At 51.5% G+C, this 23055-nt stretch carries 17 protein-coding genes; 1 reads left to right on the plus strand and 16 read right to left on the minus strand.

The features are described 5' to 3' along the window. Positions 1-164: 164 nt before the first annotated feature. From CHH67_RS18215 to gyrA, 8 genes are all read right to left on the minus strand, one after another. Entirely contained in the window at positions 165-1277 is a 1113-nt protein-coding gene (locus CHH67_RS18215) for an HD-GYP domain-containing protein (RefSeq protein WP_095266633.1), read from the minus strand. A gap of 354 nt (positions 1278-1631) precedes the next feature. Continuing rightward, positions 1632-3125 carry an alpha-N-arabinofuranosidase gene (locus CHH67_RS18220; protein WP_095266634.1) on the minus strand — a complete coding sequence of 498 codons (1494 nt, stop codon included), beginning with the start codon at positions 3123-3125 and terminating at the stop codon, positions 1632-1634. Positions 3126-3210: 85 nt separating this feature from the next. After that, a complete protein-coding gene (locus tag CHH67_RS18225; RefSeq protein WP_095266635.1) occupies positions 3211-4035 on the minus strand; it encodes a carbohydrate ABC transporter permease in 825 nt (274 codons plus the stop codon). Next, the gene (locus CHH67_RS18230) at positions 4032-4916 is read right to left on the minus strand and encodes a carbohydrate ABC transporter permease (RefSeq protein ID WP_095266636.1); all 885 of its coding nucleotides are present in this window, start codon (positions 4914-4916) and stop codon (positions 4032-4034) included. Before CHH67_RS18230 ends, CHH67_RS18225 begins: the two co-directional genes overlap by 4 nt. Before the next feature lie 29 nt (positions 4917-4945). Beyond that, positions 4946-6217: an ABC transporter substrate-binding protein gene (locus CHH67_RS18235; protein WP_095266637.1), complete on the minus strand. Its 1272-nt coding sequence runs from the start codon at positions 6215-6217 to the stop codon at positions 4946-4948. A 118-nt stretch (positions 6218-6335) separates the two neighbouring features. After that, the gene (locus tag CHH67_RS18240; protein ID WP_095266638.1) at positions 6336-7874 is read right to left on the minus strand and encodes a helix-turn-helix domain-containing protein; all 1539 of its coding nucleotides are present in this window, start codon (positions 7872-7874) and stop codon (positions 6336-6338) included. Next, positions 7871-9703, minus strand: coding sequence for a cache domain-containing sensor histidine kinase (locus CHH67_RS18245; RefSeq protein WP_095266639.1), 1833 nt, complete (start codon positions 9701-9703; stop codon positions 7871-7873). Before CHH67_RS18245 ends, CHH67_RS18240 begins: the two co-directional genes overlap by 4 nt. A 165-nt stretch (positions 9704-9868) precedes the next feature. Continuing rightward, the gene (gene gyrA, locus CHH67_RS18250) at positions 9869-12361 is read right to left on the minus strand and encodes a DNA gyrase subunit A (protein WP_095266640.1); all 2493 of its coding nucleotides are present in this window, start codon (positions 12359-12361) and stop codon (positions 9869-9871) included. A 433-nt stretch (positions 12362-12794) separates the two neighbouring features. Here gyrA and CHH67_RS18255 point away from each other — a divergent pair, with 433 nt between their 5' ends. Next, entirely contained in the window at positions 12795-13628 is an 834-nt protein-coding gene (locus CHH67_RS18255; protein WP_095266641.1) for a YheC/YheD family protein, read from the plus strand. A 48-nt stretch (positions 13629-13676) separates the two neighbouring features. Here CHH67_RS18255 and gyrB read toward each other — a convergent pair whose 3' ends face one another. From gyrB to CHH67_RS18295, 8 genes are all read right to left on the minus strand, one after another. Continuing rightward, on the minus strand, positions 13677-15587 hold the full coding sequence (gene gyrB / locus CHH67_RS18260; protein WP_095266642.1) for a DNA topoisomerase (ATP-hydrolyzing) subunit B: 1911 nt from the start codon (positions 15585-15587) through the stop codon (positions 13677-13679). 26 nt (positions 15588-15613) lie between these two features. Further along, the gene (remB, locus tag CHH67_RS18265) at positions 15614-15865 is read right to left on the minus strand and encodes an extracellular matrix regulator RemB (protein ID WP_095266643.1); all 252 of its coding nucleotides are present in this window, start codon (positions 15863-15865) and stop codon (positions 15614-15616) included. A gap of 15 nt (positions 15866-15880) precedes the next feature. Next, complete coding sequence (gene recF / locus CHH67_RS18270) at positions 15881-16993, minus strand: DNA replication/repair protein RecF (protein ID WP_095266644.1); 1113 nt, start codon at positions 16991-16993, stop codon at positions 15881-15883. 53 nt (positions 16994-17046) lie between these two features. Continuing rightward, positions 17047-17262, minus strand: coding sequence for a S4 domain-containing protein YaaA (yaaA, locus tag CHH67_RS18275; protein ID WP_095266645.1), 216 nt, complete (start codon positions 17260-17262; stop codon positions 17047-17049). A gap of 73 nt (positions 17263-17335) precedes the next feature. Beyond that, a complete protein-coding gene (dnaN, locus tag CHH67_RS18280; RefSeq protein WP_095266646.1) occupies positions 17336-18478 on the minus strand; it encodes a DNA polymerase III subunit beta in 1143 nt (380 codons plus the stop codon). 202 nt (positions 18479-18680) lie between these two features. Next, positions 18681-20027, minus strand: a complete 1347-nt coding sequence (dnaA, locus tag CHH67_RS18285) for a chromosomal replication initiator protein DnaA (RefSeq protein ID WP_095266647.1) — start codon at positions 20025-20027, stop codon at positions 18681-18683. A 555-nt stretch (positions 20028-20582) separates the two neighbouring features. After that, entirely contained in the window at positions 20583-22130 is a 1548-nt protein-coding gene (gntK, locus tag CHH67_RS18290; protein WP_095266738.1) for a gluconokinase, read from the minus strand. Between the two features lie 234 nt (positions 22131-22364). Further along, positions 22365-23045 carry a GntR family transcriptional regulator gene (locus CHH67_RS18295; RefSeq protein ID WP_095266648.1) on the minus strand — a complete coding sequence of 227 codons (681 nt, stop codon included), beginning with the start codon at positions 23043-23045 and terminating at the stop codon, positions 22365-22367. Positions 23046-23055 lie beyond the last annotated feature (10 nt).

A 23055-nucleotide genomic window follows, 5' to 3' on the forward strand; every position in this document is an offset into this window, starting at 1 on the left:
CAACTGCTTCGTTACCGGCGAATCTCGTGCAACTCTTATAATATATCATAACCAGATTCACATTGCAAGCTTTTTTTGAATATTTATTCTGGCGATGATTGCTGCCGTTTAAAGCGGCAAGAAATAATATAACATAGCATTTCCTTCAGGTCAATTCATAAACACTAGTAAATAACTTCCTGTATGAAAAGATGACGCTGCTGAGCCAGATTCACGATCTCCCCGTGTACGGAAACCATCGGTCTTGTTGGATGCTTGCTATCCGTAAATACGATCTCGCCCAGGCTTCCATTGCTGAGGCGTACCCTCATGCCGTGATGGAACGAGGTCAGTCTTTGAATAAAGGTCTGCACCAGCATCGGATCAAGCTTGCCGAAGGATTCAAGATGGAGCTGCTCGAGCACGGCGTAAGATGACTGTGCGTTGCGGTGGAACTTATCGAGAGTCATCGCATGGAACACATCGGTTACGGCGACGATTTTGGCATACATATGAATTCGGCTTCCCTCCAGTTTAAGGGGATAGCCTGTTCCGTCGACTTTCTCATGATGCTGCAGCGCTGCAAGCCGAACTCCTTCATTTACAGCCGCTACATTTTTCAAAATCTGATAACCGTACGTCGTATGCCTGCGCACCTCTTCCTGCTCCTCCTGTGTCAGCTTGGATGGCTTGTTCAGGATAATCGGGTCAATCCTCACGTTCCCGATGTCATGCAGCAGTCCTGCAAATGCAACCTGCATCCATTCCTTCTCCGGAAGACCAACCCACTGCGCCAGCTTGTACGAGGAGAGCGCACATAGAACGGCATGGTGATACCGGTAATCGTGCCTGTTCGTCACGCGGGGAATGAACTTGAGCGCATAATAGTCCTTCTGATGCTCAAGAAGCTGCTGCATTTGTCGCCGTACTTCATACATATGAAGCTCGCCGGTAATGGCAGACTGATAGCATCGTTTAATGAGGGCCAGCATCTTGTCATATTCCTCATGCAGAGATTGTTCCTTCCGGGCTGACGACTCTTCCTCGGCACTCGCTTGAGGCTGCTCACTGAACAGCAAGGACGGCTTCTGTCCCGCTGATTTCACAGTAGGCACTCTCGTGCTGTCCCCTTCGACAGATTCCACCGTCACTTGCTCCACCATAAAAGCTTTAAGCACCTCAATATCACGGGGAAGAAGAACCTTTCCTTTTTGCATTAAAAGGCCGCCCAAAGGCGTGTATACGTCTTCAGCCAGCTTGATACCGATCTGTAAATCACTAACGGTTTTGATCGTCATGATTCATTGCCCTCTCCATCTTCTTCGGACTGCCGCGCAGCCTTCATCACCTTATTCCTATTCCATATTATAGTTCTTGTCCCTCGGCCTGCACAATATCGGTTTCCAAGATAGTATCTCGATATCACAATTCCCGAGCTGCTCTTGAGCGAAATCCATCCAGTACGAGAATCCTGCAAAATGCAGCAGCATCCCGGTCATATCTGCCTTGGCACATGACCGGGATGCTGTCTTATGACTGATTGTAACTTCCTCTATTCTCTTCTGAGCCACCCTACAATCGCTTCGGCTTCTATCATCGTTAAGCGTCGAGAAGAAGCTGTCGTTTCACTGAACAGGTTCAGCCCCACATCCTTATGGCTGAACGGAGATGGTGACAACCGACATCGGCGGAAGCTGGACCGCAAGCGCTCCTTGTTCAACTGCAACGCCGGTGAACGGCGCCGGTTGCACAGCATTCGGATGCTCGAACGTATTATGCGCATCCATCCGGTCTGCGGTAATGATGCTGCCCGACACTACCGCTGAATGCAGGGCATCCATGCCGCGGAGCTCCAGCTTCAGGTCCGCCTTCTGTTGATGATCAATATTGCACAAGCTGATATGAATAGCACCTGCGGAATTTCGTGATGCGGATACGGTGACCTGTGGCAGACGGTGCCCCTCATATTCATAGGTGCCGAAGGAAGATGCGACTGGCAGCAGTTCTGCATCCTGATGCACTTTAAACATATTGAACACATGATAGGTAGGCGTCAGCAGCATATCCTGCCCTTCCGTCAGGATCATTGCCTGCAGCACATTGACGGTCTGCGCGATATTGGTCATCTGTACACGATCCGCGTGGTGATGGAAGATGTTCAGATGCAGGCCGGCCACCAGCGCATCGCGGATCGTATTCTGCTGATACAGGAAGCCCGGATTGGTGCCTGGCTCCACATCATACCAGGTTCCCCATTCATCGATAATGAGACCGACCCGCTTCTCCGGATCATACTTGTCCATAATCGCGCTGTGCTTCGTAATCAGCTCATCCATATACAGCGCTTTCTTCATCGTCATGAACCATTCGTCCTCCGGAAACCCTAACGCAGAGCCTTTGCCGAGGAAAAAATCGCCCGGAACCGTGTAATAATGCAAGCTGAGTCCGTCCATATACGCACCGGCATTGCTCATCAGCACTTCCGTCCAGTTGTAATCGTCGGTATTGGCTCCACCGGCGATTTTGTACACCTTGTTGTCCCCGTAGTTCCTTACGTATGTCTGATATTGACGGTACAGATCTGCATAATATTCCGGCCGCATATTGCCGCCGCAGCCCCAGTTCTCGTTGCCTACCCCGAAATATTTCAGCTTCCACGGCTCTGCTCTGCCGTTATCGCGCCGCCAGTCCGCCATCGGAGACTCGCCGTCAAACGTCATATACTCAACCCACTCGGACATTTCCTGCACGGTCCCACTGCCGACATTGCCGCAGATGTAAGGTTCACATTCCAGCAGCTCACACAGCAGCATGAACTCATGCGTACCGAAGTGATTGTTCTCGATCACGCCGCCCCAGTTGGTGTTCACCATCCGTTTGCGCTCATCTCTTGGACCGATGCCGTCCTTCCAGTGATATTCATCAGCGAAACAGCCGCCCGGCCACCGCAATACCGGAATCTGAAGCTGTTTCAGAGCAGCCAGGACATCGTTCCTTATTCCCTTCGTATTGGAGATTGGTGAATCCTCCCCTACCCATATTCCTTCATAAATGCATCTGCCAAGATGTTCGGCAAAATGACCATATATATTTCGATTAATGATGCCTTTAGGCATATCTACATTAATTATTGCTTGATGGGCCATTCTATCAACAACCTCCTAATATGGATACCTGCACAGATGCCCGTCTCCACCAGCCTTGTGGAGACGGGCATGGCCTAACAGTCACTTATCCTTTGACCGCTCCGCCAACGATACCTTTCACGATCTGCTTCTGCATGAAGATGAAGAAGATGAATACCGGGATCAGCGTAATGACCGTCATTGTCATGAACATCGGCCAGTTAACGGTAAACTCTCCCTTGGCTCTGTAAATTTCCAGAACAAGCGTTGTATTCTCCCGAGTGCTGAGAAACAGCATCGGGGACAAGAAGTCGTTCCAGATCCACATGGTTTGAAATACGGCACTGGTTACCGTGATCGGTTTAAGCAGCGGCAGAATAATTCGCCAGAAGATGCCCTGAATGGAGCATCCGTCGATCGTCGCTGCCTCCGACAGATCCTTCGGAATCGTCCTCATGTAACCAAGTATCAGGAAGAAGACGAATACCGAGCCTCCCAGATACAACGTGACAAGCCCATACAATCTGTCGATCAGCCGAAACTGGGTCATGAGCTGGAATAATGGCACCAGCAGAGTTTGAAAAGGAACCATGAACCCGAGCAGCAGGTATACCATAATCATCCGGTTCAAGCGGGTGCGGTTGTATACCATGGGGTATGCCGCCATTGCTCCGATCAGAACCATCAGGACGACGGAGGTTACAGTGAGGAACAAGCTGTTGCCGAAGCTGCGCAGGATTGGCGTCTCCTCAAACACTCTGGCATAATTCGAGAACACCCACTCCGTAGGCAAGCTTAGCGGACTTCTCAGTGTCTCCATCTCTGTCTTGAAGGTGTTGACAATAATGATGTAGAAGGGGAAGAACATCAGCAACCCGATCGGCAGCATGAGGACGTCAAGCAGCCAATGGTTCCGGTTTGATTGTCTCATTGCATGCGTTCCTCCCTTCGTTGCATCAGATTGAACTGAAGGAAGCCTATCACAAGCACGATCAGGAAGAAGACGACGGAGATGGCCGAAGCCAGACCAAACTGGGCTTCCGAGATCCCTCGCAGCACAATAACGTGTGTAATGGTGTGCGTTTCGAATCCAGGACCTCCATTCGTCAAAGCAAACGGAATTTCGTATACCTTCAGTCCGTTCGTAATCAGCAGCAGAATGCTGACCGTCATGGCTGGGGCAAGCAGTGGTATCGTCAGATACCGGATTTGCTGCCATCTGCTGGCCCCGTCAATGGATGCCGCCTCATAGAAATCACGAGGAATGGACTGCAGAAAGGCCAGATAAATGATGGCATGCCAACCCGTCACCGCCCATACAGCAACCACAATCGTCGATATTTTGGCCAATACAGGATCCGATAACCAAGGCTGCGGTCCGCTGCCGAACAGCTCGCGCAGGATGGTATTCAAGATTCCCGAAGGAACCGGGGCAAAGATAAAGCCCCAGACGAAGGCCAACAGCAATCCGCTCGGTATCGACGGGAAGAAGAATACGGCTCTGAGCACATTTTTACTCAGAAATTTCTGGTCCAGGATGAGCGCCAGCGGAATCGCCAGCAGCGTTACCAGCACTGTCGTTGCTACCGCAAACAGTACGGTGAAGGAAATCCCGGACATAATCGCCGGATCGGCAAACAGTCTGGCATAATTTCTTAATCCGATAAAATCGTAATTGTTCGAATACCCGTTGAAATTCGTCAGGCTCAGTGTAAATGAACGGATGAGCGGATAGATCGTGAACAATGTGTAGATTACCAGAATCGGAATCAGAAACACCTGGTATTGCAGCTGACGCATAAATTTACCCATGTTCATCTTCCTTTCAGGCGCGTTACCCCTTAGTAGTTCTCCATTTCTTCAAATTTTCTATCTATGGCTTGAATGGCTTCATCCACTGAAATCTTGCCTACAGCCACATCTTGCGTGGAGACCACGAACTGGTTTCTTAACGCTTCCTGATATCTTGGCCATGTCACCATCGGAAGATAGATATTGCCTTCGATCAATCCTTCTTCATAAGCCTGCTGCAGCGCAGGATGAACTTCCGCTTCAAATCCTTCGGCCGTCATAATCAATCCGGTTCCTTCATAGAACAGCTGCAGCCCCTCTTCACTGCTCAAGTATTCCAGGAATAACAGAGCTTCCTCTTGGCGCGGTGTTTTGCTGTTTACTGCGAAGCCGACACCCGGCGCACCTACATAATAGCGCTGACCCTCTTCGAATCCTGGCAGCCCCATGACACCATAGTCGAGGTCCGGCGTTTGATCCAGCTTATCAAGCACCCAAGGTCCGCTGAAGAACATCGCCACATTGCCGAGGGCAAATTCACTTTCGACCTGCTCACCCGTCAGACCGATCATATCCGGCGTCAGGATCCCTGTATCAATAAGGTCCCGCTTCCATACGTTGAACACTTCCGTCCATCCGTCGGCGAATGTTTTCTCTCCGGCGAAGATTTTGTCATCGAATTCAGGATCCTGGGACAATACCATATTTCCGTACAAAGCAGAGTGCACTTGCGTTAAATCCTGCATATTGTCGTACAGCGGAATAATACCCGCCTCTTTCAGCTTGAGGCATACTTCCACGAACTCATCCCAGGTCTGCGGGAGTTCTGTAATGCCCGCTTGCTCAAACAGCGCCTTGTTATAGAACCATCCGCCTACCCAGCCGTTTTGGGTGAAGGCGTACGTTCTTCCGTCCTTGCTCAACATCGGTTTGTTGCTGTCGAGCATTACCTCCATAAACGGATAATCCGTCAGATCAAGCGCATGCCCTCCATCGATAATCTCATTCCGATTCTCTGCCGCAATCATAAAAATATCGGTAGCCGAATCTGACAGCAGCATCGTCTGCAGCTTGGATATATAGTCTCTTACTGGAGGAGCGAACTGGAAGTCAAAGGTAATATGCGGATACTTCTCCTGGAAGCCTTGCAGAACAGGCTTCATCTCTGACTCATTGTTCCAGGCCAGAATACTCAATTTCACTTGATTGGGTTCGGAAGCGCTTCCGTTATTGCCCGTAGCCGAGTCATTATTACTCCCGCACGCCCCCAAAATGACCGATACCAGCATAACCACCACGAACAGCAGTGACTTTCTTTTCACTTGTAACGTCCCCCTCTTTGGATTGTTGTAAGCACTTTCATCGATTACAAGCTTACCTCTATTCCGTGACTGGTTGAATTCATATTGTTGCGCAATTTCTTGTATTTCGTTGCGCAGCTTAATGATCATTCTGACGGGACTGGCGGTACTGTTTGGGGGACATCCCGTAGTACTTCTTAAACGTTCGGCTGAAATGACTCTCGTCCACAAAACCGGTAACGGAAGCGATCAGGCTGTTCTTCTCATCCGTGCGTATCAGCAAGTCAGCAGCCTTCTCTACTCTGACCTGAAGGACATAGTTCCAATAATTGATGTCCATCTCCTGTTTAAATAAGCGGCTGAGCTGGAACTTGTCAATCCCGAACCGGTCGGCGATGACCTGCAAGGACAGATCCTCGCCATAATTCAGATCGATATACTGCTTGATCCGCATCATTAAGTCTACCGCCGGATTCACACCCTTGATGCTGTCCGCAATGCTGGTAAGAAACTCGTTGAACAGCTGCTCCAGTTGTGTCACATGGCGGCATTGCCTCAGATCCTCCATAGCCATCGTATGCCGTCCGCTTGTCGTTCCCGCCATGCGGGGGCTGGATTGGGCGATCGCGTAGAGCATATGCAGCACGATGGAATATACGCCTTCCGGGTGGATCTGCAAACTGCGGATTTGACGGAACAGATCTGCACTCAGCTTCTTGGCCGCTTCAAGATTGAAATCATGGACGACCATCTCCCGGAAAGCCTGTTCGACTGGCTGGAAGTCCGCCATCCGCCATTCTTGCGAAACAACCACCTCTCCGTATACGTTGACCGGATCATCGGTATAGAAGCCTGCCATAAGCGCTTCTTCACTTCTCTTCACCAGCTCTAGCAATCTGTGAGCGGAATCACCGGTAACTGCCATCAGCGGGCTGACGCCGATCATAACCGGGATATCTTGTAGGAACTGCGATAATTCCTGTGTCTGACCCCGTGTGCTAGCACCAACCAGCCGGGAGAGCTCCTTCAGTTGATCCATGTCCATCATGCTGTCCAGTCCGACCAGAACACTGTAATAATCCTGGCTTCTCCGATAGATGATCGGTGGAATTACTGAGCTCGTCCAAAGCAACTGTTCCCGGAGCTGAGATTCGCTTACATCCGCGGCATTCAACATATCAAGGACAGCGATATACTGAATTTGCAGCAGATTTAAGGCCCGATTGACCTTAGCGATGCTTGCCGGTTCCAGCGTTCTGGTATGCACAAGCTTCCCGAACTCCCGGGACAGCTTAGATATCTCTTCTTCTCGAATGGTGCTCAGCAGCTCTTGAATGGTGGCTGTCAGTGACACGATATCTACCGGCTTAAGCAAATATTGATACACTTCGAGCCTCAGAGCGTCCCGTGCATAACTGAATTCGTCATGAGCGCTCAGAATAATCGTTTTAGGCTTCTTAACCGTCTCATCCAGCTGCCGCAACGTCTCGATCCCGGTCATATAGGGCATCTGAATATCAAGAATGACCACGTCCGGCAGAAATTCCTCTAGTAGCTGTAAGGTTTCCCGACCGTCATAAGCATGCTTCTTCTCGGTAATGCCAAGCGCAGTCCAGTCCATCGTTTTGTCCAAAAAAGTATGCAAAGACTTCTGATCATCCGCAATCAGTAATTTCATTCCGTTCTCCCCCCTTCTCTGCTTCGGGCAGGCACGACGAGATATACCCAGGTGCCGGCTTGCCTGCGGCTGCGAATCCGAAGACCATAATCGCTGCCATAGTTCAGCTTGATGCGGTGATTGACATTGTACAAGCCAATGTTTCCAACGTCTTGATCAGGCTTCTCAATCTGCTGCCTGAGGGCTCTCAGCTCCTGTCTGTCCATCCCCTCGCCCGTGTCGCCAATGGCAATCAGGAGCCCCTTCTTCACCTTGACAGCGCTGATGCATATCGTCCCCTCTCTGCGATCTTCGCCAAATCCATGCCGGATGCAGTTCTCTACAATTGGCTGGAGCAGGAGCTTCGGAATGTTCACCTGCAGCACGTCCTCATCCGGAATATGCTGCTTCACGGTTATACGGTCATCGTATTTCTTGTTCATGATGTATAAATAGTCATTCAACTGCTTCAGTTCGGTATGAAGCGTTACCAGTTCGCCGGTCTGCCGCAGCGAATACCGGAACAGGTTGCTGAGCGACAGCACAATCCGGTTGGAGGACTCAATGTTACCGCATACAATCTCGGTTTGCAGAAGCTGTAGCGTATTAAACAGAAAGTGCGGGTTGATCTGTGCCTGCAGCGCCTTCAGCTCTTCTTCCTTCAAAGCAATTTGTGTTAAATAGTTCTGCTGGATCAGAAGGTCGATCCGGTCCATTAATTCTTTGAATTTGGTGCCAATGATGTTGATCTCCCGGTACTGATAGTTTTTGTTTCGGATGTACAGCATGTCATCGGTTCCGATTTTGTTCAGCGTCCGCAGCAGTCCCTGCAGCGGACGGGATATCCGGAAGGTTACCGCCAGACTGATCAGCACGTTCAGCACAAGGCACAGATATAAAATGCGGTTCAGATTGGATTTGAGCGGAGCCGACTGGCTCGTAATTTCCGTCATGGGGATCGCAGAGATCATCATCCATCCTTCAATCACAGTAGGCTGGTAAATGATCAGATGTTCCTCCCCAAATAGCTGTTCGCGGAAATTGCCTGATTTCTCAAGATAGATGTTATCGATGCCTGCAAAATGCATCGTTTGGCCAATTTCTGCACTATCCTGATGTACGATAATCCGCCGGTGCTCGTCGATCATAAAGATGTTCGCCTGACTCTGGTACATGCTGCGTTCAAACATGCTGTTCACTTTCTGCAAGTCCAGATTCGCGATAACCGAGCCAAGTACCTCCCGGCGGTATCCTTTCACCTGCATCGCCACAGATAACGTGGGCTTTCCGTAACGGGAAATGTCCGAGTTCATGTAGTAGTCCTGGTTATGAATCCCGAGGCTGAAGAAATAGTCCCCCTGCCGGGACTCGAACGACTCCAGGGCCCAAGTCTGTTCGGTAAAGGGATAATCCCACCAGAGTGAGCTGCGCGCATTCAAATTATTCACATAGCCGTTCTTGCCCAGAATCAGCACATCGCTGATGAGCGACTGGTAGGTGTTGATACTCTGCATGATCTCCGAGATGTTCCGTTCATGTTGAAGCAGATAAGCCATGTCGGGAATCTCGTCCTGCCTGAGAATGGCTCCCACCGACTGATTGCTTGCCAGAACAAGCAGCGACCGCTTGGTCTCCTCCAGATAGAAGCTGATTCCCTGGGCCGCCTGCTCCATCACCTTATTGCTTGAACGTATGACCTCTTCGGTAATCATACGGGTGGAATCGCGAATCGACAGAATGCCGAGCAGCAGAAGCAGCAGCATGTTGCCAAGCAGATAATAGATCAGGAAGGTCCGGTAAATCGTTTTTTCCAGAACAAAATTACGTATAAAGTGCATCATCTTCTTCATGCCATAAACCCCGATTTCGTCATAATCTCTCCAAGAGAAAGTAAACGCTATCAATATACCATAAGTAAAGCCTATCAAGACAAACCATTGTCATTCAATATAAAAATAAAAGAGCACAGATGCTGGGCGCATCCATGCTCTCTATGCTCTAGATAAAACGAAGGCTTATTCAGACTCTGGCGTTTCCATCTCGTCATGATGGTCTCCGCCATCCTCATCTTCGTGATCCGGTTCATCACTCTTATCTGCATGACATACCGTGCCGACCGAGTCGTCCTCACGGATATTAATCAGCTTGACGCCCTGAGCATACCGGCCCATGGAGGAGATGCCCTCGATGCTGGTCCGGATCAGGGTGCCCGTCGCTGTAATGATCATCAGATCCTGCTCCGATTTTACCACCTTCAGAGCAACGACAGGGCCGTTCTTCTCGGTGATGCTGATCGTTTTGATCCCTTTACCACCGCGGGTCTGCACACGATAATCACCTGCTGGTGTCCGTTTGCCGTAGCCCTTGGTCGTGACGATCAGGATATCCAGCTCCGGATCGACAACGTCCATGCCGATGACGCTGTCGCCCTCGTCCAGGGTGATCCCCTTCACACCGGTCGCGCTGCGTCCCATAGAACGCACATCGCTCTCCTCGAAGCGGATCGACATGCCGTGGGCTGTACCCATGATGATCTCCTGCTGGCCGTCGGTCAGCTTCACATCGATCAAGGAATCGTCTTCGCGCAGATTAATCGCGATCAGACCGCCCTTGCGGATATTGACGTAATCCTCAAGCGGCGTTTTCTTCACGACACCCTGACGGGTAGCGAAGAACAGGAACTTATCCATATCGAAGCTTTCCACCGGAATGACGGCATTGACCGTTTCTCCCTGCTCAATCTGGATCAGGTTGATGATCGGCGTGCCGCGAGCGGTCCGGCTTAGCTCTGGAATCTCGTAGGCCTTCAGGCGATAAGCCTTACCCTTGTCCGTGAAGAACATCAGGTAATGATGGGAGTTCGTGACGAAGAGATGCTCAACGAAATCCTCGCTCTTCGTTTCCATCCCGACAACCCCGCGGCCGCCCCGCTTCTGGCTTCGATACGTATTGACCGGCAGACGTTTCACATAACCGGTATGCGTAATCGTAATGACCACTTCCTCGCGAGGAATCAGGTCCTCGTCCAGAATGCTGTCCTCACCCACCGTAATTTCAGTGCGGCGCTCGTCAGCGAAACGCTCCTTGATCTCCTGCAGCTCGTCGTTGATAATCTGGAGAACAAGCTGTTCGTTCGACAGAATCTCACGCAGCTCTGCGATGCGCAGCAGCAGCTCCTGATATTCGCTCTCGATCTTCTCGCGTTCGAGTCCGGTCAGACGCTGCAGGCGCATATCCAGGATGGCCTGGGCCTGCTCTTGGCTAAGGCCGAATCGTTCCATCAGGCCATCGCGTGCGGCTTCCGTCGTCTGCGATCCGCGGATCAGGGCGATGACTTCGTCCAGATGATCCAGCGCGATCCGCAAACCTTCCAGAATGTGCGCGCGGGCCTCGGCTTTTTTCAGCTCGAATTCAGTACGGCGGCGAATAACCGATACCTGATGCTCCAAATAATAATGCAGAACATCGCGCAAATTCAGGATTTTAGGCTCGTTGTTCACGATCGCCAGCATGTTGATCCCGAAGTTGGACTGCATCGCCGTATGCTTATACAGGTTATTCAGCACAACGTTCGGATTGACGTCCCGGCGCAGCTCGATGACAATCCGCATGCCGTTACGGTCAGATTCATCACGCAGATCGGTAATGCCGTCTATGCGCTTCTCCCGAACGAGCTCAGCGATTTTCTCCACCAAGCGCGCCTTGTTCACTTGATACGGAATCTCGTGCACAACGATACGCGCTTTGTTGTTGTTCTCTTCGATGGTTGCCTTGGCGCGCATCGTGACAGAGCCGCGGCCCGTACGATAAGCTTGACGGATGCCTTCGCGTCCCAGAATGTAACCCGCAGTCGGGAAGTCCGGGCCCTGAATGTATTCCATGAGCTCCATCGGTGTAATATCCGGATTACGAATCATCGCCTGAACGCCATCGATAACCTCACCGAGGTTATGCGGCGGGATATTGGTGGCCATCCCGACCGCGATCCCTGAGACCCCGTTAACAAGCAGGTTCGGGAAGCGGGCAGGCAGAACGACAGGCTCATGCTCCTCACCGTCATAGTTGGGTGCAAAATCAATCGTCTCTTTATTAATATCACGCAGCATTTCCATCGCAATTTTTGATAAACGGGCTTCCGTGTACCGCATTGCCGCTGCCATATCTCCGTCAATGGAACCGAAGTTACCATGACCGTCAACGAGCATGTAACGCATGGAGAAGTCCTGCGCCATCCGGACCATGGATTCATACACCGCGGAATCACCGTGCGGATGGTACTTACCGATAACCTCGCCAACGATCCTTGCCGATTTCTTGTACGGTTTGTCCGGGGCCATGCCGAGTTCCGACATCGCATAAAGAATACGACGGTGAACCGGCTTCATTCCGTCCCGCACATCTGGCAAAGCCCGGCTGACAATGATGCTCATCGCATAATCCATAAAGGATTCGCGCATCTCCTCACCAATGTCCCGATCTTTGATTTGGGAGAAATTTTCTTCCGCCATGCTGGACCTCCTTCATTTTCAATCAACCAAGCCTTGCTCTATATGAAAAAAGCAGAATAATGATCAGAAAACTATAAATGCACCATTTTCTATTATATTACTTTCACAAACCGTTCACAATTAAACCCAGCGCTTGGCTGTGTGAATGTATGTTTTTGTACCGGAAGTCGGGATATACGCCCTGTCCTCCGTGCTTCCTTTCACATACAATGCAGTGCAAAGTATTTCGAATCATCACATCTGTATATTATACCACTATTTGTTTTTCTTGTCCTATGTTTTCACGCGGCAGGACTTGCCGGAGGCGCGATAAGACCTTATATCGGCTGATGGAAGCCGCGCCCGGGAGTACTTCCTGTCACGAGTATACACTTAGGTTCGTTTGAGCATCGGAACAGCTGGAGCACGAAATCAACGGAAAGGATGAAGATCATTGGCTATACAGCGCGTAGCAAGCAAGTGGGCGAAAACGAAAATACTTCTCCAGAACAAAGGGATTGCCGCTTACATTCCTACAACCCGCCGCTATTCCATAGAGGCCCTTAGAGAACTGCTCGCCGCACATACGGTGGTATACATCAAGCCCGACCGTGGAACCTACGGGATTGGCGTTATGTCCGTTGAGATCGTTCCGCCGGAGAAATCCTCCGAGAACAGTGATCTTCAGGACAGCCAGAGCATCGCGGAATCCGCTTCCCCTTCCTACAGGCTTCGTTACGAACAGAAGAAGGAGACCTTCTCCTCCATCGAAGCCTTGCACAAAACGCTAAAGTCGCTGATCAACAAGCGCGAATATCTTGCTCAGCAGGGCATAGACCTGCTGAGGTTCGAGGGCCGGCCATTCGACCTCCGGGTGCTGACGCAGAAAACGCCGACGGGGCAATGGGCAACCACGGGCATCATCGGCCGCGTCGCAGCCAAGAACAAAATTGTGACTAACCATCACAGCGGCGGCATCGTCAAGCATTTCAAAACGCTGATGTCGGAGCATATGAACGCGGAGGAGATTGAGAACATCCGTCAGGAGCTGAAAATACTGGGGGTGAATGTCGCAGCCCAGCTGCAAAAATCATATCCCCGTCTCAAGGAGATCGGACTCGACGTGGCGATTGACAGCCGCTGGAACATTTGGATTCTCGAGGTAAATACTAGACCGGCTCTGTTTCCGTTCAAGAAATTCTTCAAAGACCCCAGCATCTACAACACGGTCAGAAAATATGCGCAGGCCTACGGCCGCAAGCTGCCTGACGCCAAAAAGGCCCGCTAGCACAAAAAAATCCCTTACTGCTTGAGGGCAGTAAGGGACAGGGCATATTTACACGTCCAGATTGCGCACCGACTTGGCATGCTCCTGGATAAAGTCACGCCGTGGTTCCACGTTGTCACCCATCAGCGTGTCGAACAACGTATCTGCGAGCATCGCGTCCTCGATGGTAACCTGGAGCATCGTCCGGCTCTCAGGGTCCATCGTCGTTTCCCACAGCTGCGTGGCGTTCATCTCACCCAAACCTTTGTAACGCTGGATATTCAGCTTCACATTCTCGCCGAACTCCTTAATGATCTCATCCCGCTCTTTCTCGCTGCCTGCATACCGCACCACTTTGTTGCGTTCGATCTTGAAGAGCGGCGGCTGGGCAATATACACGTATCCCGCTTCCAGCAGCTTGCGCATGTAGCGGTAGAAGAACGTCAGCAGCAGCGTGCGGATATGGGCACCGTCCACGTCGGCATCGGTCATGATGATGATTTTGTGATAACGGGCCTTGGACAGATCGAAATCATCGGCAATGCCGGTGCCAAGCGCGGTGATGATCGCCCGGATCTCCGCATTGGACAAAATGCGGTCCAGACGCGCCTTCTCGACGTTCAGGATTTTCCCCCGCAGCGGCAGGATCGCCTGGAAATGCCGATCCCGGCCCTGCTTCGCAGATCCGCCGGCGGAGTCCCCTTCGACGATGTACAGCTCACTGATCGAGGCATCCTTCGAGGAGCAGTCTGCCAGCTTGCCCGGCAGGGCGCTCACTTCGAGGGCGCTCTTACGCCGCGTCATCTCGCGCGCTTTACGGGCGGCTTCCCGGGCGCGGGAGGCCTGAAGCGCCTTGTCAAGAATGCGGCGGGACACCGACGGGTTCTCCTGCAGGAACTCCTGCAGCTTCTCGGCGAACAAGGATTCAACGATCCCGCGCACCTCGCTGTTGCCGAGCTTGGTCTTCGTCTGACCTTCGAATTGCGGCTCCGGCACCTTCACCGAGATGATCGCCGTCAATCCTTCACGCACATCGTCCCCGGACAGGTTGCCGTTGTTGTCCTTGATCGCGCCGGTCTTGCGGGCGTAATCGTTAATGATCCGCGTCAACGCACTCTTGAAGCCGGATTCATGCGTACCGCCCTCGTGCGTGTTAATGTTGTTGGCAAACGAGTAAATATTCTCGGTGTAGCTGTCGTTGTATTGCAGCGCAATTTCAACCTGAATATTGTCACGCGCGCCTTCCACATAGATCGGCTCCTCATGCAGAGCCTCCTTCTTGTCGTTCAAAAATCGGACGTACTCGATAATTCCGCCGTCGTATTTAAACGAATCGAAGGCACCGGTGCGCTCATCCTTCAAGGTCAGCTTGATGCCCTTGTTGAGGAAGGCCAGCTCCCGGATGCGCGTCAGCAGCGTATTGTAATCAAAAACGGTCGTTTCCGTAAAAATCTCCGGATCCGGCAGGAACGTCACGGTTGTGCCATGCTCCTCCGTGTCGCCGATGACTTTGATATCGTATTGCGGAACACCGCGGCGATATTCCTGTTGATAAATATGGCCGTCGCGTTTAACCTGAACGACAACCTGGGTCGACAAAGCATTCACAACCGATACGCCAACCCCGTGCAGACCGCCGGACACTTTGTATCCGCCGCCGCCGAATTTACCGCCGGCATGAAGCACGGTCATGACGACTTCAAGCGTCGATTTCTTGAGCTTGGCGTTCTCGCCGACCGGGATGCCGCGACCATTGTCAATCACCGTGACACTGTTATCCTCGTGCACAATAATCTCGATCGTATCGCATACGCCAGCCATCGCTTCGTCGATACTATTGTCCACTACTTCCCATACCAAATGATGCAGACCCTTGGCGCTGGTGGAGCCGATATACATCCCCGGCCGTTTCCGGACGGCTTCGAGTCCTTCCAGCACCTGAATCTGATTCTCATCATAAGTTGGTTGATTCATAGACATGCCTTCACCTACTTCTACAGATTCTGTTATGCCTGAGCTACAAACTGGCTAGCTCGCTTCTTAAGTGTCGCAGAGGAGATCGGAGAGTAATAAACGATCTGCTTCGTGACCACAATCGACTTGGGGTCTTCTTCGCCAATCCGCTCCACCACCTTATGCTGCTGGGCATGCGTGACGAACTGCTTGGAAATCTTCGAGGACTTCTCAATCGAGATGTCAAAGATCCCAACCAGCTCGGACGAACGAATGATCTTCTCACCGCCCAAATGAATATACATATGGCAACCACTCCCTTAAGAGCCCACCTGCCCGTCATGGACATGAAAAATGCTGGCACCCTTCAATTTGTCGGTATTCAAACTTTCGATTCCCGTTGCCGTGATGAATGTCTGCACTTTGCTCTGGAATGTCTCAATCAGCTGTGTCTGACGGTACGGGTCCAGTTCGGACAGCACATCGTCCAGAAGCAGGACCGGATATTCCCCGATCTCCTCCTGGATGAGTTCGATCTCCGCGAGCTTCAGCGATAATGCCGTCGTCCGCTGCTGGCCCTGCGATCCGTACGTTTGGACCTCTTTGCCGTTAATATAAAAAGCCAGATCATCTCGATGAGGACCTGCCAATGTCATACCACGCCGTATTTCTTGTTCTTTCATTTGTGATAATTTTATCATAAATCGGTCAAATAAGACAGCTTCATCTTCTTCCTCCGCGTCCGCAAAGGACGGAAGGTAGTGTAGAGACAGCTCCTCAAGGCCGTTTGTAATCCCCTGATGGATCGTTTCAGCCCATTTTTGCAATTTTTTTATAAATTGTTTCCTCTTCTTGACGATTTTAACACCATGCTCCACCAATTGGGTATCCCAGATGTCCAGCATCGCCTGCTGCGCCGCATCTTTCCCCCACAGCTGCTTGAGCAGATTGTTGCGCTGAACGAGCACCTTCTGGTACTGCTGGAGGTGGAACAGGTAGCTCGGCGCCACCTGGCCGATCTCCATGTCAAGAAACCGGCGGCGTACCCCCGGCGTTCCTTTGACAATTTCCAGATCCTCAGGTGCGAACATGACCACATTCAGCGTACCGATAAAATCGCTCAGCTTCCGCTGCTCCAGCCCGTTGATTTTGGCTTTTTTCCCCTGCTGCGACAAGGACAGCTCCAGCCTGACAGCTCCGTACTTCTTCTCTACCTCAGCCGAGATATGCGCGCTTGGCTGCTCGAAGGCGATGAGCTCCCGATCCTTGGAGGTGCGGTGGCTCTTCGTTAAGGCGAGCACGAAGAGCGCCTCCATCAGATTGGTCTTGCCCTGGGCGTTGCGCCCGATAATCAGGTTGACATCGCCGAAGGCTTCGAGCTGCAGAGCCTCATAGTTGCGGTAATGCTGCAGACTGACATTTTTGACAAACATGATATCCTCTCCCTCGTCTTCCGCTCCTTAAGCAAGCGGCTGCGGGAGGCTGTCTATTGCGCGGCGACCTGAAAGGTCCCGCAGCCTTCCACCTTGATGATGTCGCCTGGATACAACTTGCGCCCGCGCCGGTCTTCCTTCTCATCATTGACCAAAACCGCATCCTCCGCAAGCAGCGCCTTGGCCATGCCGCCTGTGGATACGCAATCGGCCAGCTTCAGAAACTGATCCAGCTTGATATATTCACTGTGGATAAAAATTTGTTTCATGTGACTTCCTTTCGCCCCTGTGGATTGGGGATAACTTTAATGGCAATGGCGTGTTCCTGGGAACAGGCTCTTCTTAGTTCGCCGTCCGGTATGGCAGGATGATGTACTGGCTCTTGCTGTCATCCAGCGGCTTCAAAATAATCGGGCTCATCACGCCGACAAACGCGATCATGAGCTGCTCGCTCTCTACCACCTTCAGCACATCGAGCATATATTTCGAGTTGAACGAGATGCGCAGCGGCTCTCCCTTGAACTCGACCAGGTCCAGTTCCTCGCGGACCTTGCCAAGCTCGGAGGAGCTGGAGGAAATCTCAATGCCGCCATTTTCCATCGTCTGCAGCAGCACAATATTCGTTTTCTCCTCTCGGGAGAGCAGATAAGCGCGGTCGATCGACTCGGTTAGTTTCTTTGTATCCAAAATGAGTTCTGTTTTATGCGTGTCCGGAATAATTCTAGAAGTATCAGGATAAATACCGTCCAAAATGCGGGAATAGAAAAGAACCCGGTCGATCTTGAACAGCACCTGATTGTCCGATACGACGATGTCCACCAGCGTATTCTGGTCCGGAATGATTTTGCTCAGCTCGTTGAGCGTTTTACCTGCAATCACCACGTTGTTGAAACTGATATCATCCGTGCCTTCCAGGTGAATGGAGCGCGTGGCCAGACGGTGGCGGTCGGTCGCCGTAAATTTCAGCTCATTGTCAGACAGCGTCCACAGCACCCCGGTCAGAATCGGCGTCGTTTCGTTGCTGGAGATGGAGAATACCGTTTGTTTGATCATATTCTTCAGCAGGTCGCCCGGAAGGGATATCGTCTGGTTGCCTTCAATGCTTGGCAGGACAGGGAATTCCTCGGGATCAAGCCCGACCATCTGAATTTCGGTAGCGCCGGCGGAGATAAAGGTGTGGAAGTTCTCCTTCACCTCCATTTGGACATCCTGGGAAGGAAGCTTCTTGATAATCTCGACAAAAAACTTCGCAGGAAGCACGACGCTGCCCGGTTGTTCCACCTCCACGATCGTCTGTTTATCATCCTCGGCAGGAATAAACGATTGAATTGAAATATCGGTATCGCTTGCGGTCAGCGTCACGCCGGAATACGTCACGTCCAGTTTGATCCCGCTCAGAATCGGAATGGTCGTCCGGCTCGATATCGCTTTGGAAACATGCTGGATGGATTCGTTTAATGCGTTTTTCAATATGCTGATTTTCATATTTTCACTCCTTGCGGATAGATAGGGGAGGATGTTCTGCTGCAGGCGAAGCCGGTTAAGACACCCTCTTTATGGATAATATATTTATTAATTATTAATAGTATCAGTAGTAGGGACACTGAATATGTGGATAAGCCCAAGAAAGGGCATAAAATTAAGCCTATCCACATGTGTACAGATTGTGCATAGGCTTTGAACTTGTTCAGGTAGGATTTTTGATTTTCTCCGTAATGTTATTGACCACTTTGAACAGCTCCTGGTCGGTTTTCAGCGACTGGCTGATCTTCTCGTGGGCATGGATCACGGTCGTATGATCCCGTCCTCCAAATGCCTCGCCGATCTTCGGCAGGGAATAGTCGGTCAATTCACGGGACAAGTACATCGCAATCTGTCTTGGGAAGGCTACGGCTTTCGTTCTTTTGCGCGCCTTGAAGTCCTCAAGCTTCAGATTGTAGTATTCTCCGACCTTCTGCTGAATGTCCTGGATCGTGATCATTCGTGGCCGGCTGGAAGGGATAATATCCTTCAGCGCTTCGGCTGCCAGATGGGTGGTTACATCCTGATTGGTTAATGAGGAGTAGGCCACAACGCGAATCAGTGCGCCTTCGAGCTCGCGAATGTTCGTATCGATCTGATTGGCGATATACATCATCGCTTCGTTCGGTATGTCCAGGTTCTCAGCCTTCGCTTTCTTGCGAAGAATGGCGATCCGCGTCTCCAGATCCGGTGGCTGAATATCGGTGATCAGGCCCCACTCAAAGCGGGAACGAAGCCGCTCTTCAAGCGTCGGAATTTCCTTCGGCGGACGGTCACTGGAGATGATAATCTGCTTCCGTTCCTCATGCAGCGCATTGAAGGTATGGAAAAACTCCTCCTGGGTTGATTCCTTGCCGGCCAAAAACTGAATATCGTCAATGAGCAGAATGTCTACATTGCGGTATTTGTTCCGGAAACTTTCGGCACGGTTGTCTCGAATGGAGTTGATGAACTCGTTGGTGAATTTTTCTGAGGAAATATAAACGACCTTGCTGCTCGGATTATGCTCCAAAATATAATGGCCTATCGCATGCATCAAATGCGTCTTCCCTAGTCCCACGCCTCCATACAGAAACAGCGGATTGTACGCCTTGGCTGGCGCCTCCGCTACGGCAAGCGACGCCGCATGGGCAAACCGGTTGCCTGACCCGATGACAAAGGTGTCGAAGGTGTACTTCGGGTTCAGCATATGCGACTGAATCTCGTCGCTGCTGACCTCCGATACGGGGGCTGGCTGCTGGGGAACCGGATCCGCAGGCTTAGGCTCTTCAATGACAAAACGAACATCAACCTGTTTGCCGAGCACTTCATATACGGTGGAGCTCACCAGCTTCGTATATCGGCTCTCCAGCCATTCCACCGCAAAGGTGGTCGGCGCGGATATGACAACGGAATGATCGTTCAGCGTCAATGCTTTTGTAGCTTTAAACCAAGTATCAAAGCTGGGTTTGCTCAGCTTGGTCTGTATTATCGATAAAATTTCCTGCCATAATTCGGAAGTATGGCTATCCAAAACTGTCACTCCTTTAAATCTTCCAAATGTGGCCCAGAGCCAAGTTGAAAATGTCGAAAGAAAATGAATGATGTAGAATTATCCCCAGAGTTCCACCCCTGTGGAAACAAAAAAATATGGATAAATTGAAATTGTTCACAACTTTATCCACAGGCTGTTGATAATATTATCCGTTCATTCACATATTCACATCCAAAAGTAATATCATCATAGCAAAAGAAGGGCTTATTTTCAATGTATGTCGCTAATTTATCCACAAATTCAATACGTTGTGCATAAATCTTATTCACACCACTATATATTGTTTATAAGCTGTTCAACTTTCGACAGGATCACCTTGGATCCGAAAAAAAATATACACAGGTTGTGCGTATAGAGGCAATATTTACTTCCAAAACCATGTGAATAACCGCATGGCTGGTTGCCCGGATCATCGGTTTGGATTCTACCAAAGGTAAAATGGGGGAAATAGGAGAGTGCCTGGAAGAAAAAACAGCCCGTTCCGCCGCGGAATCTTTCCGCAGCCGGACGGGCTGTTTCTACTTTCACAGGCGATTACAATACGCGGTCTGGTCCATTATGCTCGAATTTGCGCTGAAACTCGGCGATTGCTTCGTAATCTTCTTCCAGCTTGCGCGAGATGCGTATGTAGATCGGGAGGAGCGAGCGGTAGATTTCGGCATGCTCTGTCTTCGGCTGATGCTCATGCGTTCCGCCGACCATCGACGAGACAATCTCCAGCGAGTCGGTCCGGCCGATGGCATACAGTCCGAGGACGGCAGCGCCGAGACAGGAGCTCTCATAGCTTTCCGGCACGATCACCTGCTGATCGAAGATGTCGGCCATCATCTGCCGCCAGATCGGGGATCGGGCGAAGCCGCCGGTGGCGTGGATCTTCGCGGGACGGCCGATCTGTTCCTCCATTGCCAGCAGCACGGTGTACATGTTGAAGATAACGCCTTCGAGCACGGCGCGAATCATATGCTCCTTCTGATGGTTCAACGTCAGCCCGAAGAAAGAACCGCGGGCGTTCGGGTCCCATAGAGGAGCCCGTTCTCCGGTTAAGTAAGGATGGAAGAGCAGGCCGTCGGAGCCGGGACGAACACGGTCGGCAATTTGGGTTAGCACATCATAAGGATTAATGCCGAGCCGCTTCGCTGTCTCAATCTCCGAAGCGGCCAACTGGTCCCTTACCCAGCGGAAAATCATCCCGCCATTGTTGACCGCACCGCCAATGACCCAATGCTTCTCGGTTAACGCATAGCAGAATATCCGCCCCTTCGGGTCGGTCATGGGCTTGTCGACCACGGTCCGGATCGCACCGCTCGTACCGATCGTAGCGGCAACGACTCCCGGCTGGATCGCATTCACGCCGAGATTCGACAGCACGCCGTCGGCGGCACCGAGCACGAACGGGGTGGAGGGGAGCAGCCCCATGATACGGGCATAATCCGCATTCAAGCCGGTTAGCGCATGGGTGGTCGGCACTAGCTCGGACAGATGCTCCTCTGTAATTCCCGCAAGCCTTAGCGCCTCTTGATCCCAGGCCAGCTCTCTTAAATTCATCATGCCGGTGCTGGAGGCGATAGAGTGATCGACCACGTAGCGGCCGAACAGCTTGAAATAGACGTATTCCTTAATTGATATAAATTTGGCCGTCTGCTTAAAAATGTCCTCATGTTCATGGCGGAGCCACATCAGCTTCGTCACAGGGGACATCGGGTGGATCGGCGTGCCGGTGCGCATGTAGAGCTCCATGCCGCCCATTTCCTTCTTCAGTCGGTTCGACCATGATGCACTGCGATTATCCGCCCAGGTGATACAGCGCGTTAGGGGCTTTCCATCGTCGTCGACGGCAATGACACTGTGCATGGCGGCACTGAAGGAGACGAATAGCAGCTGTGCCGGGTCGATGCCGCTCTGGTGCATCACGCTTTGGACTGCAGCAAGGACGGTTTGAAATATTTGCTCCGGGTCCTGCTCCGCGGTTGACGGAGTGGGGGTGAGCAGGGGATATTCGCCGCCGGCCTTGGTCACGACTTCACCGTTTTCTTTGAACAGAACGGCCTTGGTGCTGGTCGTTCCGATGTCTACACCGATCATGTAATGGAGCGTACTCACAAGACATACCTTCTTTCGTTCAAGGCCATACTAACGGCCCCTTTATACTTATATAATCCATAAACCGAATTTGTAATTGTGTATACTTGTCGACAATAAAAGGCGAAGCAAAGGTGGGCAGCCCGCCCATGAATGCTGTGTCGAGTCAGGCCCTATCCTTATCATCTCCGAGCCGCACACCGCTGCTCCGGAGGGGGAGAGGGAGGATGAACGGATCTACTCTCCTTCCGAGAAACTGAGATGCAGCGTCTCTCGGGAATCGTCAAAATACTGCTGTGCCGCGTTCTGAATCCGGACAGGATCCGAGGATTCCAGGTCGCGAATGAGCTGATGGTGCTTGCTTAGCACCGCTTCAATTCTGGATTTGCCTTCACTGAATACTTGCCGGGTGGTGATCAGAATGACGGTGATCACGATTTGGCGGATGCTGCGCCACAGATGAAGTATGCGCTTATGGTCGGCTTCGGCCACGATGCGCTCGTGAAAGGACAAGTCCTGGAGCGAGAACTCTTCCGGATCGCCATGCTTTGCGGCCAGCTCCATCCGGTCCACGATTTGCTTCAAATGCTGGATCAAGGCAGGCTGTGGCTTCGCAAACACATGGGTTTGCACGAAGCTTTCGATCAGGTAACGCACATCGTACAGCTCTTCGACTTCCTTGAGCGATAAGCCCATGACGACCGCGCCCATGCGCTCCAATTGGATCAACCCTTCACTGGACAGCGTTTTCAATGCTTCGCGTACCGGAGACCGGCTCGTTCCGAATTCACCTGCAATCCGGTTTTCCGACAGAATTTCTCCTTTCTTGATCGCGCCGCTAATGATTTGCAGACGCAATTCGTTGGCAATCGCTTCCCCGAGGGAAGCGCCCTGAAGCCAAGAGGCAGGATATTTCATACACTGATTC

This window comes from Paenibacillus campinasensis (genome assembly GCF_002272015.1).
Classification (GTDB): domain Bacteria; phylum Bacillota; class Bacilli; order Paenibacillales; family Paenibacillaceae; genus Paenibacillus_AQ; species Paenibacillus_AQ campinasensis.

Bases quoted from the DNA above. Each gene is read 5' to 3' on its own strand.
- CHH67_RS18215 (WP_095266633.1), bottom strand. From the start codon at position 1,277: ATGACGATCAAAACCGTTAGTGATTTACAGATCGGTATCAAGCTGGCT.
- CHH67_RS18220 (WP_095266634.1), bottom strand. From the start codon at position 3,125: ATGGCCCATCAAGCAATAATTAATGTAGATATGCCTAAAGGCATCATT.
- CHH67_RS18225 (WP_095266635.1), bottom strand. From the start codon at position 4,035: ATGAGACAATCAAACCGGAACCATTGGCTGCTTGACGTCCTCATGCTG.
- CHH67_RS18230 (WP_095266636.1), bottom strand. From the start codon at position 4,916: ATGGGTAAATTTATGCGTCAGCTGCAATACCAGGTGTTTCTGATTCCG.
- CHH67_RS18240 (WP_095266638.1), bottom strand. From the start codon at position 7,874: ATGAAATTACTGATTGCGGATGATCAGAAGTCTTTGCATACTTTTTTG.
- CHH67_RS18245 (WP_095266639.1), bottom strand. From the start codon at position 9,703: ATGAAGAAGATGATGCACTTTATACGTAATTTTGTTCTGGAAAAAACG.
- gyrA (WP_095266640.1), bottom strand. From the start codon at position 12,361: ATGGCGGAAGAAAATTTCTCCCAAATCAAAGATCGGGACATTGGTGAG.
- gyrB (WP_095266642.1), bottom strand. From the start codon at position 15,587: ATGTCTATGAATCAACCAACTTATGATGAGAATCAGATTCAGGTGCTG.
- remB (WP_095266643.1), bottom strand. From the start codon at position 15,865: ATGTATATTCATTTGGGCGGTGAGAAGATCATTCGTTCGTCCGAGCTG.
- recF (WP_095266644.1), bottom strand. From the start codon at position 16,993: ATGTTTGTCAAAAATGTCAGTCTGCAGCATTACCGCAACTATGAGGCT.
- yaaA (WP_095266645.1), bottom strand. From the start codon at position 17,262: ATGAAACAAATTTTTATCCACAGTGAATATATCAAGCTGGATCAGTTT.
- dnaN (WP_095266646.1), bottom strand. From the start codon at position 18,478: ATGAAAATCAGCATATTGAAAAACGCATTAAACGAATCCATCCAGCAT.
- gntK (WP_095266738.1), bottom strand. From the start codon at position 22,130: ATGATCGGTGTAGACATCGGAACGACCAGCACCAAGGCCGTTCTGTTC.
- CHH67_RS18295 (WP_095266648.1), bottom strand. From the start codon at position 23,045: ATGAAATATCCTGCCTCTTGGCTTCAGGGCGCTTCCCTCGGGGAAGCG.